Origin of the sequence: Bacteroides zhangwenhongii (assembly GCF_009193325.2) — a bacterium.
Lineage (GTDB): Bacteria > Bacteroidota > Bacteroidia > Bacteroidales > Bacteroidaceae > Bacteroides > Bacteroides zhangwenhongii.
Map to the genome: position 1 here is coordinate 3,525,830 of NZ_CP059856.1, position 21,028 is coordinate 3,546,857.

General features: G+C 37.7%; 11 protein-coding genes. All 11 read right to left on the minus strand.

What is annotated here, in order from left to right:
* Positions 1-18: 18 nt before the first annotated feature.
* The 11 genes from GD630_RS14180 to GD630_RS14230 all read right to left on the minus strand — a co-directional run bounded on the left by GD630_RS14180 (position 19) and on the right by GD630_RS14230 (position 21,022).
* Complete coding sequence (locus tag GD630_RS14180; RefSeq protein ID WP_143866257.1) at positions 19-1,953, minus strand: glycoside hydrolase family 127 protein; 1,935 nt, start codon at positions 1,951-1,953, stop codon at positions 19-21.
* 41 nt (positions 1,954-1,994) lie between these two features.
* The gene (locus tag GD630_RS14185) at positions 1,995-2,954 is read right to left on the minus strand and encodes a family 43 glycosylhydrolase (RefSeq protein ID WP_394368259.1); all 960 of its coding nucleotides are present in this window, start codon (positions 2,952-2,954) and stop codon (positions 1,995-1,997) included.
* A 22-nt stretch (positions 2,955-2,976) separates the two neighbouring features.
* Entirely contained in the window at positions 2,977-4,287 is a 1,311-nt protein-coding gene (locus GD630_RS14190) for a glycosyltransferase WbsX family protein (protein ID WP_143866259.1), read from the minus strand.
* 152 nt (positions 4,288-4,439) lie between these two features.
* Complete coding sequence (locus GD630_RS14195; RefSeq protein WP_143866261.1) at positions 4,440-6,233, minus strand: RagB/SusD family nutrient uptake outer membrane protein; 1,794 nt, start codon at positions 6,231-6,233, stop codon at positions 4,440-4,442.
* A gap of 27 nt (positions 6,234-6,260) precedes the next feature.
* Entirely contained in the window at positions 6,261-9,338 is a 3,078-nt protein-coding gene (locus GD630_RS14200) for a SusC/RagA family TonB-linked outer membrane protein (protein ID WP_229092494.1), read from the minus strand.
* A gap of 191 nt (positions 9,339-9,529) precedes the next feature.
* A complete protein-coding gene (locus tag GD630_RS14205; RefSeq protein ID WP_238482920.1) occupies positions 9,530-11,026 on the minus strand; it encodes a sulfatase in 1,497 nt (498 codons plus the stop codon).
* A gap of 66 nt (positions 11,027-11,092) precedes the next feature.
* Complete coding sequence (locus tag GD630_RS14210) at positions 11,093-12,484, minus strand: family 43 glycosylhydrolase (RefSeq protein WP_143866265.1); 1,392 nt, start codon at positions 12,482-12,484, stop codon at positions 11,093-11,095.
* A gap of 82 nt (positions 12,485-12,566) precedes the next feature.
* A complete protein-coding gene (locus GD630_RS21365) occupies positions 12,567-14,411 on the minus strand; it encodes a formylglycine-generating enzyme family protein (RefSeq protein WP_238482921.1) in 1,845 nt (614 codons plus the stop codon).
* A gap of 23 nt (positions 14,412-14,434) precedes the next feature.
* Positions 14,435-16,252, minus strand: a complete 1,818-nt coding sequence (locus GD630_RS14220; RefSeq protein WP_143866267.1) for a RagB/SusD family nutrient uptake outer membrane protein — start codon at positions 16,250-16,252, stop codon at positions 14,435-14,437.
* A gap of 11 nt (positions 16,253-16,263) precedes the next feature.
* Entirely contained in the window at positions 16,264-19,272 is a 3,009-nt protein-coding gene (locus GD630_RS14225) for a SusC/RagA family TonB-linked outer membrane protein (protein WP_143866269.1), read from the minus strand.
* A 34-nt stretch (positions 19,273-19,306) separates the two neighbouring features.
* On the minus strand, positions 19,307-21,022 hold the full coding sequence (locus tag GD630_RS14230) for a RagB/SusD family nutrient uptake outer membrane protein (protein WP_143866271.1): 1,716 nt from the start codon (positions 21,020-21,022) through the stop codon (positions 19,307-19,309).
* Between the last annotated feature and the right edge of the window lie 6 nt (positions 21,023-21,028).

The window sequence follows — 21,028 nt, forward strand, 5'->3', positions numbered from 1 at the left end:
TTTTTTACTACAAATTCATTAATTAAGCCCCGTAAACTTTACCGGCCAATAAACAGCATATCGTTCAAAATGTATTTTATAAAATGGCTCCAACACCATGTTCTCAAATCCCTCCAATTTTATCCTAAAACTTAATGCATCTCCCGAGTTTGGCTCCACATAGGCAGGAATCTGTTCTATAGGGATTTTCCAAGTTGGCACTTTGTCTAAATCTATTTTATTCATTGCTGTATTATTCATTTTTCCCAAAAAAGTAACGGGCAAATTCTCTTTACCCAAACGCCCTGCAAGTACATATGGACCATACAATAGTGCAATATATTGTTTGGACCCAATTAAATGCTCCACATATACATGTAGTGAAAATTGCAAAGTTATTACATTCTTCTTACCCCAAACCCGTTCAATGACCCAATATCCATCTTTATCAAGCAAAGGTTGATCTATTATCTTCCCGTTCACCATAAAGGAAACGTGATTAGTCCATTCAGGCTTACGGATACGAAGAGCCAATTTCTGTTTCTTCTTTAAAGTCAAAGTAAAATTCACCAAATCTGACTCTGGAAGATTATTGTGTTGGATCAGTTCAAGTCCTTTTGCTTTCCATGAAAGAACAGAAGGAATAAACAAGTTCACTCTAACACTACTTTTCTCATGACTATATATAAATTTTCCAAGCTTAGCCGGACTTTCTAATCCCGTATGCCCACAGCACCAAAAAGAGCTATCACGGGAAGCATAAATACGATAATGTCCCGGACGCATTGAAGTAAAATAGCAACATGTACCTTCTATCGGATCATAAGCAGACAAAATATGGTTAAATAACACCCGTTCATAATAAGCAGCTTTAGAGGCGTCAGGATATTGGCTAAACAAAGATTCGGTTAAACGCAACATATTCACCGAGTTACAGGTCTCCGGACCTCCAATCTGAAGTATCCTCTCTCCAAACTCTTCTTTTTGGAAAAAATGTTCACCTGTACTGTTTCCTCCTATCACCCAAGTATGATTCTGTACCACAATCTTCCAAAAGTTTTCAGCTGCTAACAAAAAGCGCTGATCCCCTGTATGCAAATAATATTTATGAAATCCTGTGAATTTTGGAATTTGTGTATTAGCATGCCAACCGAAAAGTATATCCTTACCTTCAGACAAAGGAACCCACATAGCACGATCATTTAAACGCCGAGCCCAATCAAGAAAACGTTTTTCTCCTGTCAACTCATAAATATCAACATAAGACTCATTTATAGAACCATGTTCACAAATTAACAACTGTTGAATCTGTTCATCAGTAAGTTTATCAAGCACCATATACCCAAACCAATCTGCCAAACGAACAGAAATAGGCAATGCATCCTTTAGTTTACACTGTGTATAAACAGACGAAAGCCCAAGTAACATTTTATTTATCAGATAAACAGGAGCCCAAACTCCATTCACTGTAGGGTTATTAGTATTTATCTTCCCTGATACAACCTCCTGAAACAACTCCCTACCATTTTTAATACCTAACAAAAATCCATCCTTTCCCGCTTTCTGGCATAATTTCAATTCTTCTAATATGTATTTCAACCGTTGCAACAAATTATCATCGCCTGTTGATTGATACATCATGGATACGGACGAAAGATAGAATCCAAGAAATCCACCACGCAACGGGCCAGCTCCCCACACATCTTGAGACTCCCAGCCTGCATAAGGTGCTGCCTTGGGAGCAAGTCCTGCTTCTATACGATAGAAATGAAGCAAAGAGTCTGGATTTAACCAAAGCAGATACTCCTTGCCTTTCTGCTGAAGGGTGCGAAAAGGGCTATCTAACAAACGAACCTCCTCAAACGGAAAATAAGTTGTTCCAAACGGAACAACAACTGTTAACTGATTTTGGGCAGATGCTAATACACCTCCCAAAATCCATACAAACAACGCTATAAACAATCTCTTTGCCATTCTATTATGACTAATCCTATTGTGATTATATAGGCTTACTATTATAATTTCGGTTTTTTAGCCTCTGTAGAAGCTGAATTATTTTTCACGACAGGCCACCCTTTTTTCCAATTCACTCTATCTAGCAATAAAACTCTTCCATGGGGATTGGCAACACTCACACCATGATATAATATCCAATCATTACCAGCCTTATCAGTCACCAGTTCTGCATTGTGCCCTGTTCCCACAAAACTTTTATTTTTAGAAATTAATACTTCATGATTATTCTCCAACATTGTTTTACCTTGCTTATTAAGATAAGGTCCCCACAATGATTTAGAACGCCCTACCACAGTCTGATATGTGCTTTTTAGCCCTTCACAACAGGTTCCGGTAGAAGCAAACATATAGTAATAACCGTTTTTCTTATGTATATAGGTTCCTTCATATGCAGTTCCAGCAATTTGTTTTTTTTCTGCCCCCAATTTAACAGCTAAACCATCTTCTTTTAGTTCTACACCATAAATTCCACGAAAACTTCCCCAAAAAAGATATTTTCTCCCATTGTCCTCAATATAAAAAGGGTCTATCGAATTTTGAACCCCAATTTCATTACTTCTAAACATCATCCCATGATCTTTAAAAGGTCCTGCAGGACAATCTGCTGTAGCTACTCCAATACCACAAGTCCACTCCCCCCCCCAACGAGACATTGAATAATATAATACATATTTATCTCCTATTTTATTAATATCCGGAGCCCAAAGATTTCCCTTAGGTTCAAAAGTTGGACGCGTTTCAGTAGTAAAAGCTGTACCGACAGACTCCCAATTCACCAAATCCTTAGAACGGTGAATTGGAAGATTCCTAATATCCTCCGTCGCATAAAGATAAAAATATCCATCTTCCGCTTCAATAACTGTAGGATCTGGTAAGCTATAATTAACAACTGGATTTTTATAAGTCTTACTAGGTTCTCCTGCCATAAGCGAGATGCTTATGGCAATAAAAGCTTCCATCAACAACAATCTCTTCATATATTTATTTTCCATGTTTCGTATGGTTAGTACCTTTCCCTAAAGCCTCTGCCAACGCATCCAACATACCATAGCCAAAGCGATTGTCCGGCAGCAAATAATGCCCTTCAGACCACTCATTAAAGCAGGCAATAGTCAAGATACGAGGAACCTCCGGATGTTTGTTCAAATATACAAAAGAAGACTGTACAAATGCTTTAAAAGATGCTGGATTCTCATTTTTAAAGATAGTACATGCAGGCCATTGACTACGATTCGGCTTTTCCGGACGATTGTTCGGAGCAATGTATCTCGGAGTAGAATCCCATCCCGGAGCCACAGCCGGAACATAAGGAATATCAAATTGCCCGTGATGCTCATCCCATAGTTTGAAAGCAACATCAGCTGCCACAGTACCATAATCTGGCAGCTCGACCTCTTTTGGTTGAAAACGTCCAGCAATCCAGTCCATCGGATTGTAAGATCCTACGGTACTATAACCTTCTTCTTTCATATTTCCACAGCTAAAACCTGTAACATGGAAATGCAACCCCTTATGACCCATTTTTTTTGCATAGTCTGTCAATTCTGCGAATAATTGTTTTACTCCCGCAACTCCTAATTTAGTCTCCAAACGACGAGCATCCCAAATGCAAATCACCGGTTTTCCGTCTATTTTCCAATAATTATCCAAATGACAATAACGAGAAATCATATAAGAAAGACTTTTCCAACATTCTTCCTTTGAGAAATCAGGAGCATCATAACTAGGAGGATATGCATTACTCCCGTCAGTACGTTTCGTAGGATACAGCACATACCAAGGGTGGTTAGTCCACATACAGGCAAATTTCACGTCTTTTGCATTATTGGCCTCCAAAAAGCCATTTTCCAAAGCTTCATGTAGGCATGGCTTACCATCATACCAATACCAATCCCAAATAAGCACATCAATCCCACTTTGCTTACAAAGTTTATTATAAGTTTCCCAAGTCGAAGGTTTACTCTCATCCAATTCTCCCAACAAAGGAGTACGTGGCTGCTGATGTCCCTCAAACCAAGGACGTGCACTTCTAATTAAATTATATTCCGTCCATCCTTGGGAATATATCTTATTATGTAACGCAGAAGGATGATAATTCGGGAAAGCGTATGCCGCAACAGTCAATCCTTCCGGTTTCTTTAACAAGGCCGGATTTCCTGCAAGTGTTTCCAAATCATCCGGCAAACGATTTACTTTTTCTTTTCCTTTTTTTTGAGCATAGGCAGGTACTAATCCTATTATTAACAGGAAAACGACCCATTTTCCTATGCGACTTAATAGCTGATACTTCATTGTTTCTAGGTATTATTTAGTTTTAAATTATCTAACACAAAGATAGACACATTTGAATGTATACAATAAAATAAATATCCCAATAAATGGAAGAAACGTCTCAATAAACGGACCTTGAATATTCAAGGTCCGTTTATTGAGACAAATTACTATTATTCTACTGGAATATTATCTTCTGCACCAAAATAACCGATATTTTGGTTAATACGTCCCTGAGTATTTGAAGTTATGGCCGTTAGAGGAACTGGCCAAAGCACATGGTAAGGTTTCATAATGAAAGCATTTGTAGAATAAAAATATTCTTCTGCGAAGAAATTATTCTTTTCCATAATACGATCATAATACCAGTTCTTCTCTGAGAAATTACCTAAGGAATAACCGTCCTGACCTAGCTGCGCTTTAAGGAAAGCAATACGAGTTAATTCCACTTTACGATGTTCTTCAATGTATAATTCTCTTGCCCTTTCATCCAATATATCGTCCAAAGTAACAGATGGCAGTTCCGGAGCTTTGGCACGACGGCGAATTTCATTCACATCTTCTTTTGCCAACGGTAAATTACCCAACCAATAATAGGCTTCCGCCCTCATCAAATACGTTTCAGCCAAACGAAATACATAAGTATCAGTAAAGCCTCCGGTAGGAGTTTTACCCACATTAATATCATCTTTATAAATTAATGTTTTAACTGTTGGAAAAGAAAAATAACAACGCATTGTATCACTTACAAATGCCCGCTCAATAGGCTTCCCGAAATATTCTTCACTACCACCTTTGGAAGCCGGGCGATTATATGTAAGTCTAGAAATGTTAAACCAATTGTTATCATTATGTCTTATATCATTTCCGCATTTACCCCAAATAGCATACTGAGAATAGTTTGTCGGACGGATCTTTGCAATACCACGTCCTAATTTTTCTACCCATTCATATCCTTCATAAGGACCTGCATCATACGTAGTACCCTGTTTGCCATCAGGAGTCTTCACTGCTGCACCATTACACCAATAAGGAACAAAATTACGCATACGTGCTGACCCTTTAGGAGCGACATTACCCTCTATACCATATCTTTCCTGAACAACAAAAATTGCCTCCTTATTTTCAGATGCACTTATATTATCCTCCTGAAACAAATCATTGAAAACATCCAAACTTGCATCAGAAGCATTCACACCAAATCTTTCTTTCATCAAATGCAACCCATAATCATTGATACATCTAGTTGTCGCATCCACAGCAAATTGGAAATCACCTGTACAAAGATATATTTTTGCTAATAAATGTTCACCGGCAGCTCTGCTTACACAACCAGGCTGTACGTTTTTGGGAAGCCATTTTACAGCAAATTCCATATCAGTTTTCATTTGTTGCAGGATTTTCATTCTGGAAGTTGAATAAAAATCCAACTTTGGTCCTGTCACCTCTTCTAATAACAAAGGTACGTCTCCCCATTGATTAACTAACAAATAATACCAATATGCTCTATGAAAATACCCTTCTGCCAACAACTGATTCTTATCATCCTCATTATCTATATTTGATTTAGGAACACGACTAATCAGTGTATTAGCATATTTTATACCATTCCAAGCTAAATCCCAATAACGAAGATGTAAGGCCATATTAGTGGTAGGAGTAAGTTGAGTTTCCAGATTATGAATTTCCTTCACCTCCGGAGCTCCCATTACTGATATATCCGACCAAGCATATTCATAAACCAAGGGTGTTTCACAATAACCTGCATTAAAAGCATCACCAAACCACTCCCATTTTATCTGTTTACGAGAAGTAATAAGTAAGGCTTCAAGCCCTTCTTTATCCATAAATGTATTTTCCGGAGCGAAAAACGATAATGGTTCAGGATCAAGATCAACACATGATGACAGATTTACAACCAATAAAGAAGCTGTCAAACATTTAATTATATTTTTCATTGTTTTCATCTGAATATTTTTCTTCTATTTTATAAATTACAAAGTCACATTTACACCCAATGTCCAAATACGGGGGCAAGTACCCATATTCTCCGGATCGTAATAATTCCATTTAGTCAGAACGAACGCATTATCCACATTCAAGCTAACTTTGAGATTCTCAATAGAGAATTTTTTCAAGAAAGTTTTCGGAAATGTATAAGCCAACGAAATATTTTGCATTTTCACATAATCCCTCTTCTTAAAAATCAAAACACTCGGATTACCACAGTTAGCTCCCAAACGGGCATATTCCGTACTTGGATTCCAAGGTGTCCAGTATTCAGTCATAATAGAATTCGAACGATCGAAAAAACGATTATCTTCATTTCTTGCTAAATTATCTTCTCCCAGAAAGTTGAATTCTCCACGAAGCACAAATGAGAAGTCCAAGCAGTTGAATAATCTCAAATCACTCCGCAATGACATACGATAACGCGGTGTTCTCGAACCTAACCAAACTTTATCTTTCTCTGTAATCTGACCATCATTATCTAAATCAAGCAATTTAGGATCTCCAGGCTGTTTCCCATATTTTTTAGCTTCCTCCTCTTCACCCAATTGCCAAATACCATTCCATTTATAATAATAGATATCCTTGATGCCATGCCCAATATACCATCCATTCTGAACATCGTCATCTTCACGTTGACCGATTACATTACCATCTTCATCCTTCACATCAACCATATTACCATACAAATGCTTGATTGTATTCTTATTAGTAGAATAGATGAATGTAGTAGTCCAGTATACTTTTTTCGGAATATTCAAATTAACACTTGTCAAAGTCAGTTCCAGTCCTTTATTATCCACCTGTCCCAAATTGGCAATCACACTATTATACCCCACAATAGTAGGCAATGAACGATCGACAATCAAATCAGAGGTTTTGTTATAATACAAATCTAATATACCACTCAAACGCCCTTTAAACAATCCAAAATCTAGCCCTAGATTCATGGCACGTGTTCTCTCCCATTTCAGCTTATTATTAGACAGATTATCCGTCCATACCCCTTTCACTGGTTTCCCATCAATAATCATATCCGTTACATTCAATTTAGAAAGAGCAGCATAACGTCCGATGTCTCTATTACCATTTTCCCCCCAAGAAAAACGAAGTTTCAAATTATCAACAACCTTCAGATTTTTAATGAAAGATTCTTCTGACATACGCCATCCCAATGCGAATGCAGGATAAGTGCCATAAGGATTCTCTATACCAAAAGCGGAAAAACCATCTCTACGTACAGAAGCAGTTAACAGATAACGATCCATCAATGAATAATTCAAACGTCCTAATAGGGCATTACCAGTTTGCACTTCATCATTCGTCTTAATAACAGGATTAATACCTGCATGCAAATTATGAAATCCTAAAACCCCGCTAGGAACAAAACCTGAATTAGAGGCTACCGTATTCCAAAACTGATACTTTTCAGCACTATATACAAAAGTCGCATCAATCGTATGAATGTCAGCAATCGTATAATTCCATTTTAACATATTATCGACAACCCATTCGTAATCAGAATATTCATCACGTTCAGCCTCACCACCTTTAGAAATACTAGGTTTATCATCTGACTTATAATAATATTGTTTTCTCCAACCATATCGAACATTAAAGTTTGTTTGCCAACTAAATCCGTAAGGAAGGGTTAGCTTTCCATAAATGGTAGAATTCAATGTCTGTGTTTTATAGAATTTTTTGTCAACTGAACCTGCCAACAAAGGATTTACAATTCTAGCATCATCTGTCGGGTACTTTTTCAAACTACCATCTTCTTCATACATACTAGCGTAAGGACTCATCACATCTGCATTTCCCGTATCTGCTACAATATCTTTATTTCCTCTATCTGCAAACTGAGCAGCCAAACCAACCTTCAACCATTTGGTTATATCCGTATCTAAATTAACACGAGCTCTCACTGTTTGGAAACTGTCACCCACTTTATAACCTTCATTATTCGTATACCCCAAAGATGCATAATAATTAGTTCTTGACGACTTTCCCGAAATAGACATATTATAGTCTTGTCGTAACCCTGAACGATAAACATGGTCTCGCCAATCTACAACCTTTCCTTGCTTATAGTTCTGAATTTCCACATTAGACAATTGAAGACGAGTTAACCAAGTCTCCACATAATCACCGGAAAAAGAAGGATCGTAAGAAGCCCACTGATCCATATCCACTCCATCCGGTAAGTTGTAAGGATTATCATAATAGCCTACACCTTTCTGATTTGCACTTGGTTTAAAATAATCTAAGGTTTTCCAGTAGTCAGCACGTCTTTGTATATATTGTTCTGGTGTAGGAAGATCTGGAATATCCAATAAAGTAGTTACACCTACCTTTGCACTAAGATTAATAACAGGCTTCTCAGTCTTTCCCCTTTTGGTATTGATCATAATAACTCCTGCGGATCCCTTAGAGCCATAAACGGCCGTAGAACTAGCATCTTTCAGAACATCCATGCTCTCAATATCATTAGGATTAATATCACTAATATTACCATAATAAATATTACCGTCTAAAACTATCAAAGGAGAAGTAGAAGCCTTCAAAGAAGCAGGTCCACGTACCTCAATTGAGCCTCCTCCTGAAGCATTATTATCCACACTAATATTTACACCCGCAATATTACCTTTAAGAAAATCAACAGCGTTAGTGGCAACCTTAGTATCCAATACTTCACTTCCAATATGTGCTACAGACCCTGTCACATCTTTCTTTTTCATTGTACCATAGCCTACTACTACGACTTCGTCAAGCAACTCTGTATCTTCAAGTAGTATAACATCTAGTTTAGTTACATTAGCATCAATATCTTTCTCTATTGTCTTATAACCAACAAAAGAAAATACCAAAGTAGCCTTCTTACGGGGGATCTTTAACGAATATTCTCCATCCATATTAGAGATTGTACCCAAAGTTGCATCACCTTTAACAACAACATTCACTCCAATCAGAGGCTCATTCGAAGCATCTTTTACAGTTCCAACGACATTTCGAGTCGATTGTGCCTGAATATACACCGTAGAAATTAGGAATAATAAAAGCAACCTAATCCTAGCATTAATTTTTTTGTAGTTTTTTTTCATGATATTAACTAAATTAGTGGTTAATTTAAAAACAAACATCCTTTTAGTGAAAGCAAAATTAGGTAAGATAATCATAACAAAGTAAAACATATGTCTCGGAAAAGCACAAATGCGTCCCAAATTAACGCCATAATAAAATAAGGAATAGAATTTTAAGGTTTGGCTTTATGAAAAAAGTTATATTTCCTTTCCAATACATCTATAAGTTCATCAACAATTGCTTTCTTTTCTGTACTAAATATATTCTTTTTTTCCATCCCTTTCAAACGATAATTATATAATTCCGTTACACATTCCCCCTTATGCCAATATCGCGTTAATCTATAATTAGGAACTCTGACACTAATACCATTATTAAAATAACTATATGCAGCATCAGACCATAAACTTTGATTAGGATTTTCCAGTAACTCAACAAAACTATGTCCATCCATTCCTTCTGGGATTGAAAGGTTGCACAACTCCATTAAAGTCGGATAAATATCAACAGCACTAACAATACGATAATTTTTAACTGCTTTACAAGCAGATGGAGCTCTTACTATTAACGTACTACGCAAAGAAACATCCATCAATGTATGTTTCCCCCATACACGCTGGTCTCCTAAATGCCAACCATGATCTCCCCATACTATTACAATAGTATTGTCCTTTTCTCCAAGTCGCTCCAACTCATCCAAAATCTTACCAACTTGGGCGTCCACATAACTTATACAAGCAAAATAAGCATGTCGGAGTCTTCGGGCATAAGATTCCGAAATACTTTTATTCAAAGAAGCTTTCTCATCTCCCAACAAATAACCATTAAATTCATTACTATTGTGCAAAGCAAATTTATGAGTACCTTCAGGTATTTGCGGTACAGGAGACAGTGGAATTTCTGATTCTTTATATAATTCCCAATATTTTTGAGGAGCAGTAAATGGTAAATGAGGTTTGAAAAATCCTACCGCCAAACAAAAAGGCCCCTGCCTGTCCGATAGTTCTCTGAGTTTTTTCTGTGCCAAATTAGCCGTCAACCCATCTGGATAACCTTCGTCCGGTACCTCCGCACATTCATAAGGAGAAACCTGCAGATTACGACTTTGTCGATTGCTACCATCAGCATACCCAAAGAATGCATTCCAACCCGTCTCCCATTTTCCGGCATCAAAAAGCATCTCATTCCAACTATGAGGCAATTCAAGACATTCGCTTTTTAACTGCGTATAACCATACAAGAAGCCATCGGCATAATGGCTGATCTTACCGATCCCCACTGTATAATATCCATTACGCCTCAAGTGATGAAACATTGTCTCCGGTTGTTCACTCTCCTCTTTACCGGATATATTTATCTTACAAGCTTCATTAGACAAATCTCGTTCCTTCCTCGGTAACCTACCAGTTAACATACTGGCTCGCGACGCTCCACTAGTAGGAACTTGGACATAATGATGAAAAAACAGGCTGCCCTCATCAGCAAGCTTATCTAAGTTTGGAGTTTTCACCATAGAGCCATAACATCCCAACTCTTGTCTTAAATCATCTATACAAATGAACAATACATTAGGTTTATCTCGTTTATTCATACTTTGCTGTGCAATACTATATATCGGTATCGTCAACAAATAAATAGGCATACATACATTTTTTCTTATTTTCATCATTCTGCTCAATTACTTTACAAAAATATGCTCTTTATCACAAAATAACTATTCTTATAATAAACCTAATTATTCACCGGAAGGAACAACTATAGGTTCCCCCCATCCCACTGGTGTCCCAAAATTCGGAGTTCCATCCATATTCCATGTAAAACGTTGAATAAACGTGGAACGTCCAGTCTCATAACTACCATGATTCCGATTCTTCACATGATAAACAATCCAATCCTCCGTTCCATCAGGCGATTTTGTAAAACTACAATGTCCCACTCCGTTCACTCCATCTTTATCTACTGTATCATCACATCTATAGAATACATCGTGCGAAGACTTCTTCCAATTTGTCGGATTCATTGGATCGTCACCTATATTAAGCATAAGATAAGCTAAACGATAGTATTTTGTCCAAGAACCATTGCAAGAATATACAACAAATAACTTATCATCACGTTGTAAAAAAGCTGGTCCTTCATTTACTTTTGCCGAAGGCTCTATCAACTCCCACGGTTGGTCAGGCTTGGAAATCTCAATACGGTTAGAACAGATAGTCCATGGATTACTCATCTTTGCAATATAGATACGCTGATCACCACCCGATTCTTTATTAATAGTACCTGACCATACAGCATATAATTTACCAGCAATATTCACAATCCCCATATCAATAGCATAACAAGTGTTATCTACGGTAGGTATAACATTATCAGTATATTCGTCACCTGTATAAATCATCCCCATATCCTCATATTCCCCCATAGGGTCATTCGTCTTAGAACGAAGTACTCCAGTACGCTGCATTTTATAGCTTCCACTTTCTGATGACGGACGTCCCGCTGCATAATATACATACCATCTGCCGTCTACAAAATGCAATTCAGGCGCCCATACGTGTGAAGCGTTCCATGGCTTTATATTTCCATTATCTTTAGGTGCAGTCCAAATTGCTTTTGTTGAACTTATAATAGTCAACTTATCTGATTTAGAAATATTAATTCCATCACCGTGAGCCTTACAAGTATAATAGGTCCCTTGATGTTGGATAATCCATGGATCGGGTATACCTGCTATCGGGTTTGTGAAAGTTTTGTCACTTTGCACTATTTCCACTACCACATCATCTACCCCCTTTGCTGAAAACGTAATTTTAGCTTTACGGAAAGACGTCACATCGTCATTAGCAGTATAACTTACATCTAATAGTTCTTTTCCACCTTCGTTTTTGGATAGTTGAATCCATTTGTCCTCCGTCGTTGCAGTCCATGCCAGATTAGTTGCGATATTCAATGTAAATGTTCCGGACAAATTACCAACCTGAACAGTTACAGGCAATACCGACAAATAATCTTTGCCAACTAACATCTGCACTGTATTCTCCAAAGTTTGGGAATCATCTGCTTCATCACAGGAAAGCATTAATGGTAATGAGAAAAACAAAAATAAGAATTGTACTAATCGATTCATAGTCTTAAATATTAAAAAGGTTATAGATATAAGAAGAAGGTACTAAAAAATACATCCAGTACCCCTTCTTTAATTTATTTTGTTACAAATTATATGGAAGCTGTTCCATTACAAAACGAAAACCACTATGATTACCTGCTTCTCCTTTATGCTGATTGCAGCCACGTGTATAAACTTTCAAATACGTCGGATGTCTGAAACTTCCTCCACGAACGACCATTTTACCATCAGCCGTCAGTTTTCCAGCATTGATAGGGTCCACAACTGTCTCTTCCAAATGCACATCATAAAAGTTCCAATCAAAAAAGTCTCTACAATATTCCATTACATTACCAGACATATCATAAATACCAAGTTCATTCGGTTTTTTTGTACCTACAGGTGCTGTTCCTTTACTATTATCTGTCGAGACAGATACTTCACTAACAGAATTACTTCCACTATATAAATATCCTTTGCTCTTGTTTCCTCCACGAGCTGCATATTCCCATTCTGCTTCACTTGGCAGACGAACCTTCACGCCTAGTTCGGCAGATAACCACTCACAATATTGCTCTGCAGCCGGCCAAGTCACATTTACAACAGGATATCGATCTTTACCTGCACGAGGTTTATAAATTAAATTAGGAGCTGTTCCCGAGTACTCAAAACTCCAAGCATTCGTATTACTATTATGCAATGCTTTTACCGGTTGTGTCCGACTATTCCTATTCTGATAAACATTTAAAAATGTACACATCTGCTCAACAGTTACCTCATATTTACACATATAAAAATCTTTTGAGAGCTGTACTTTATGAACAGGTTCTTTACCCATTGTCTTATTATCGATCGGAGACGCTTCCGTATCCGTATTCGGATTTCCCATATCAAATATTCCTTTCTCTACCAAGATCATATCTTCCAAAGTCATACCTGGAACAATATCTCCTGTACGTGTTGTAAATTCAACAGGTAAACCATAGAACACGCCGTCCATATTTCTTGCATAGGCACGCACATAATAAGTCTGTCCTTTCTCCAATCCTCCAACAATAGAATAATAGCCCCCAACACCTTTGTCTATTTTCTGATAAGAGTCAGTCTCAATTGTAGGTTCATGAGTTGTTCCCCAACAAACGCCACGTTCTGTTGTTGCAGAACCAGCATCCATCAAAACCTCACCATACAAATAAGCACTCCGATATCCCGGAAACACATCACCAGTTTTAACAAAATTCATAGTTACAAACCAGACAGTCTCACCATACACAATTCTATCTTTCGTCTTAAAATAGGGACGTACCAAATAATAAGTATTTTGTATCAAGCCCTCTAAAAATGCATTAAACGCATATCCACCAGCTTCCGCAACAATTTTTTTTCCATCTATAGTCGGTTCATTCTCAAGGGGAGGAACAGGCTGATTGTCTGCTTCGGTATAACACACTCCATACTCTAATACTTCGGACCCACCATTATCCGCTATTTGCATCAATGCAGTAGCTGTGGTCGGAGTAATCTTAGTAATATCATCAATCACACACCAGCCATTACCAGGAATATTTTTTGTTGTAAACGTCAATTCATTACCATAATAAATATGACTGCCAGTATTCACATAAGCTCTAACATAATACTCTGTGGATGGCGTTAAGCCACTAAGTTGCAACATATAACCATTTTCATTGAGCATTTCAAAAGTCTCAATTTTATTATCGTCCACGGTAGGAGAAGGGCTTTCACTCCAACAAAATCCTTTCGGCATATTCTCTGTAATCATCCCCTTCGCAACATACCCACTTACAAAAGCTGTATTTTGCCCTATTTGAGCAAACCCTTGCGTAGTTACCTGTATTGATGATTCTACTATTTCATCTTCCTTACAAGAAGTAACAAACAAAGCCATCAGCGCAACCATTAAAAATAAAAAGATTCTATTTTTCATATCGTTTTATTCTTTAAAATTAATTACTCGATCACACGTGGTGACCATCCCCAATTCTGAATCAGGTTCTTATTCTTATTAATCTCCGACTGTGGAATAGGAATCACATTCATGTGATTTTCATAACTGCGCCTTTCAATTTCTCTTATATTATACTCCTTAGTCTTATCGTCTTCTTTCAAAATGATATCTTGTTCATGAACGACTCTCTGAGTTTCTGTTCCAATCATCCAACGACGTATATCCCAAAAACGATGTTCTTCAAAAGCAAATTCTACACGACGTTCATTCTGAATCAGCTTACGAACATTTTCTTGTGTCAATGCCCAGCCGCGATTTGTAAAGGTAGTACGCACATCAGGCATTCCTGCTCGGGCGCGTACTGTAGAAATAGCCCAACAAATAGCATCATCAGGCGCCAAAGCAGGATCATCATAATATTCATTCAACGCTTCCGCATACAACAGAAGAATATCGGCATAACGAATGATCGGGTAAGAATTTGGAACCGTAACATTATTTGTCGGATTCAAATCTTTATCCATAAACTTCTTCAAGAAGAATCCTGTACGAGAGTATCCACGGATATAATCCTTCCCCCAAGGTTTATCCGAATCCACATCACGTCTCCAAGTCTTAAACTCCACACCACAGAAAGTAGCCTCATCATACCATATTGTTGCATCTAAACGTGGGTCGCGCCCTGAAAATGGATGCAATGGACGAAAACCAGACCCATCTTGTTCCGGCAACATTCCGTTCTGCATCTCATAGGTTGCTACCAAATCTTGTGTAGGTAAGTTATAACAAACTGGACTACCCTTACCACGAACCAACATAAAGTTAAAAGGTAAATTATTATAATATACATCAATAGAAGGTCCCTTTAAGAAAGGAAATATAGACTCTTCCACTGTATTACGGGTAACGAAGTAAGTCTCATAAGCAGACTTAGTCCCATTGGTTTTCTTATATAAATCATAACGTCCCAAATCTATCACGGCTTTTAAAGCCTTCGCAGCATCATTCCATCGTTCCTTCTTATAATCAGAATAACGCCATAATTCCTTATTCTGACTCTCGGAATCATACTGAGGATAGTCCGAAGGACGATTATATAACGGACTTGCCGCTAATGCAAGTACTTTCCCTTTCAATGATAATGCTACCCCATCATTTGCACGCCCAAAGTTATTACCAGCCCAGTCTTTATTTACACTTCTAAAGATCGCAATAGCATCATCACATTCCCCTAATATATAATCTACGCATTGCGCAAAAGTCGCACGTTTTGCTCCTTTCAATTCGGGAGAGCCAAAATGCAATGTTTCCTCCAAAATTGGAATACCACCAAAATGTTTTAATAATTCAGCATAAAAGAAAGCACGCAAGAAGATTACTTGACCACGCAAATATTCTAAATCAGAACGAGTTGCAACTCCATCTCTCTCCTCAATATAGTCATAGTTTTCCAAGAATTTGTTACATGCACGAATAGCTGCGTAATTAGTAGACCACACACTTCCCAAAGGTACACTTTCAGCATTCCAATTTCCATTATTAAACCGCTGTGCATCAGAATCCAATGAACGAGCTTCACCATTATCCGTTGCACAATCTAAATATGCTCCTCCCCACGAGCCTGGAACTTCGGCACCTTTAGGTAATGAATAATAAATATCATTCACAAAATATCGGGCATATGTAGGATCTTTAAATACATCTTTCTCATACAAATCTCCCACATCCTCCTTATCCATTAAAGAAGAAGCATCCAAACATGAACTCAGAAATACGATAAAAAGAGCCAAGTTTACTATCGTATAAAGTTTTATTTTCATTTTGACAAGTTTTAAAATTTAAGATTCAATCCCACACTATAATTTCTCATCTGAGGATAGGAAGTATTTCCTCCGTCATTGGACTCCGGATCATATTCTTTAAATCCAGCAAATGTCAGCAGGTTTGTTCCACTCACATAAATACGTGCTGATGCTATCCTAGCTTTCTTTGTCCAGCTAGTAGGGAGTGTATAACCTATCTGCATATTTTTCAAACGCAAATAATTCCCATTTTTCAACCAAAATGTGGACAACCTATGGTTTTGCTTAGAAGTTGTAGGAGATAAACTAGGATATGTAGCATTCTCTTTATTATCTGGAGTCCATCTCCCTAGATGATGTTTCATCACACTACCTGTATTTGTAAACTCCCAATAACCATATCCATTTACATAAAGATCAGTGATAGCTGCTCCTTGAAAGAAAATTTGCCAATCAACGCCTTTCCAACTTCCTCCAAAAGTGAATCCATACATAATCTCCGGCAAACGAGTTTTTCCAATAGGAGCCACATCATAGCTATCAATTACTCCGTCATCATTTATATCCCTATATTTTAAATCTCCAAGTTTCAAGTTACTGGAAAAGCGGGATGGCAAAGCTGCTATTTCCTCCTGCGTATTATAAAATCCATCTGTAATCATACCAAAACGTTGTCCGACTTTTCTACCAATAGCAGAGGTCCACGAATAAGTTTGAGGTTCTTCTCCTTTTTTCAGAACCTTATTACGGGCAAACGACATATTTCCCTTAACATAATAAGAGACCTTTCCTATTCTATCATTAAAAGATGCATCAATCTCAAAACCTGAATTCCGCACTTCACCTAAATTCTGCGGTGGAAAACCCTTATTACCATCTGTAGCCCCCAACATACCATATATAGTAGATATAGAACGGTCATAGTCGAGAATGTTCACTCTTTTTTCCGTAAAAGCATCTACAGTCAAGGCCAGTTTGCTATTAAAAAATCTCATATCAATACCTACATTCAACTTCCTTGCACGTTCCCAAGTTACATCTAAATTCCCCTCTTTACCTTCATAAATACGATTTTCTGGATTATTATCAATACCAAATGAAGGACGATTAGAAGTTAACATCGGATAGGTTTGCAAGTAATAATATTTATCTGAACCAATTTTATCATTTCCTACTTCACCATATGCCCCACGAATTTTCATATAGTCGAAAATTTTACTATCTTTATTCCAAAAATTCTCTTCAGAAACAACCCACCCTAAAGAGAACGCAGGGAAAAAGCCATAACGCTTACCTTCGGCAAACTGAACCGAACCATTGTACCCAGCATTAAACTCTGCTAAATATTTATTCTTGTATCCATAAGTAATACGTCCCACATAATTGATGTATCCAATAGGGAGTGCTTCATTATTATACTGGCTCAATTGATTGAAAGCAAGCAAGCCGGTAACAGCATGAGCGCCAAATTTTCGTTCATAATTAACTGCAAATTCCGTTGTAATATTTCTACGATGGGGACCGGCAGACGTATCTATTCGGACCGGCGTTTCTTCACTTACAATTACATATTGCCCATCTTTCGTATATTCCCATAATTCCGGACGTTCTGTGATATCTCTTCTAGACGCCATGTTAGATACAAAACCAAACATAGCCCTCGCTGAAAGACCTTTTGTTATAAAATCCAACTTTTGATTCAACTTTATCACTGCCTCAAACACATTACGTTTTGAATGATTATAACCATATCTAGATAACGCAGCATATGGGTTTACCACATTCAATTTTCCACCATAAGTACCATTCGGATTCACATAGTTCAGATAGTTAGGCGGCAGACGTACCATAGACTCATACAACCCCTTTTCAGCATCATTATCATGCCTTTCTTCCAATCTTCCGGAAAGATCCACACCAAACACAGTCGTCTTCGTAACATTAAAGTCTAGATTCGTACGCATACCATAGCGCTTGAAGTATACATTCGAATTATAATCGTCATTATCAAATGTTTTGTAAATACCTTTTTCATCGACATAGTTTGCCGACACATAATAACGTACGAAAGGCGTACCACCACGCACAGTCAAATTATACTGTTGTTTTGTACTGACATTCTTTAATAGATCACCGATGTAATCATTATCCGGATGTGTATAAGGACTAGCTCCTGTACGATACATATCCAAGTCATAAGAATTATATTCAGGTACTTCTCCCACATTCATCAAAGCTTCATTCTTTAAACGAGCAAAGTCATAAGAACCTAGCTTATCAGGTAAGTTCATGGGAGTATTCATCGTAAATGAAGCTCTTAAATCTACCACAGGTTTACTTGTCTCACCACGTTTAGTCGTAATTAAAATTACACCATTCGCACCACGAACCCCAAAAACAGCTGTAGCAGAAGCATCCTTCAGTACAGAAAAAGTCTCAATATCCTCCGGGTCAATTTGTGAATAATCACGTTCAATTCCATCCACCAACACCAATGGGGAAGAAGTCCCAGAATTATAGCTAGCAATACCACGAATATATATTGAAGCATCATCGTCCCCCGGACGTCCACCAGGAGAACGGGAAATAACTCCCGCAATTCTACCCCCAATTGCTTGTGTTAGGTTCGTTGTTCCTGTATTCTGCAATTCTTTAGCGTCAGCTGTAGAAATTGCCCCCACAACAGAAGCCTTTTTCTGTGAACCATACCCCACCACAACAACTTCTTCCAAATCAACTCCAGACTCCAGCATCTTCACATTTAAGTTCCGTTGCTTGCCAACCGCTATCTCTTGATCTTCATATCCTATAAAAGAAAATACCAGTACACTTTTAGAACTAGAGACTGTAATTTTGAAATTGCCATTTATATCACTAATAGCACCATTGGTAGTGCCCGTTTCCACAATATTCACTCCCGGCATAACTTCATCGTTCATATCGACAATTTTACCGGTAACCGTCAATGATTGGGCGTATAGCGAGCTAAATAATCCTCCCGCTATTACTATTATTAAAGTTAATAGAAACTTATTCATGAATTTGTTTTTCATTTAATTCTACAATACTGAGTTACCAACCGGGATTTTGAACCAATTCCGTATTTTTATTCATCTCGCTCTGAGGAATCGGATAATAATAGCATCGTTCTGGGAAGATTCTATCTTCTATCTCAATCGGATTACTATAAACGAATTCTCCCGTACTTTCGTCTTTGGTTATCTGTACACCATGAACAGGACGATTTAACACCGTCTCTGCTTCTCTCCAACGACGCAAATCAAAATATCGTATTTCCTCAAAAGAAAGCTCTACTGTACGTTCCCGATGGATAATAGTACGCATTTCTCCCTTCGTTTTATCTGCTACAGAAGGTAACCCTGCCCTCGTACGTAATAAGTTAACACAAGTATACACCATATCGTCATTCACAATATCATCGTCTGATGTTGCATAATACTCATTAGCAGCCTCAGCATAACTCAACAAAATCTCAGCGAAACGCAGTATTGGCCAATCATGGAAAGTGCTCTTTTCAACACCAGATATTCTGACTTCAGGATCCAAATGTTTGCGTAATGTATAACCAGTTACACAACCTTTGGCCGTAGAGTTTAATGCTGTATAGTCCTTTCCTCCAACGTAAGTTTCAACTTCAGCATCCCACCATGGACATCCGTTATAAAGCACCGATGCCTTAAATCGCTCACAACGATTTTCCCACGGTTTTTGCGGATCATAGTTCTCATCCTCATTAGGCAATTTACCGCTCTTTAACTCGAACATATCTATGAATTCCTGAGTCAAACTAGTATTGCCCGTAGCTCCAGAAAAACCGGCAGGTCCATTACGTTTTTCTACATTATTGGTCATCCCTTGCATCCTCATAATCAACATTTCTCTATTACCTTCTCGAGTAAAAAAGAGTCGCTCATAGGAAGGATAAAGTTCATATGCCGGAGTTCCATTGGGGAGCTTCAGATTAATAACATCCAGCGAAGCTTTTGCCGCCCGTTCCCACCGCGTATTATCAGGAGAATCATAACGTTGCAACACAGTCGTATTGGCTATTGGCCTTTCATTAAATAACGGACTTGCAGCATAAAGCAGAACTCTGGCCTTCAATCCCAAAGCTGCTCCTTTGGTCAACCGTCCATAATCATTATCAGGATAACGTAAAGGAAGCCCGATAACAGCCTCATCACATAAACGTACAATATACTCTACGCATTCTTCAAAAGTATTACGAGGTATATTGATATCACCTCCCTCAAATAATTCATCCATTATGGTAATGCCGCCATAACGTTTCAACATTTCATAATGCAATATTGCTTTATGAAGCTTAGCCTCACCAATGTATTGCGCCATACGTGCTTTTGACAGGTTTTCGCAATAATGTAAGTATTCTAAAACTATATTCGTTTTACGAATTAGCTGATAAGTTTCCGCCCAACGAGCATCCTTGTTTCCTCCCGAACCAGAATGAAAAGTAGCTCGAGTAAAACTATTAACTTCTGTATTTGTACTTATCGGAGAAAGTACCCCTAAATCAGTTACACAGTCAAAGAAACTATTTTGATTAGCCGATCCTCCTCCAAAACGATTATATCCTCCTAAACCAGTATTTAGTCCAACATACAATTCATTCACGAACATTTCAACCTTCAAACTATCTCTAAAGGCTATTTCCGGTGGCATTCTCTCCAAAGGGACTTCATTCATCGCATCATAACAAGAAGTCAATAATGCCATACCGACAAACAATATCATTATCTGTTTTTTCATATTCAT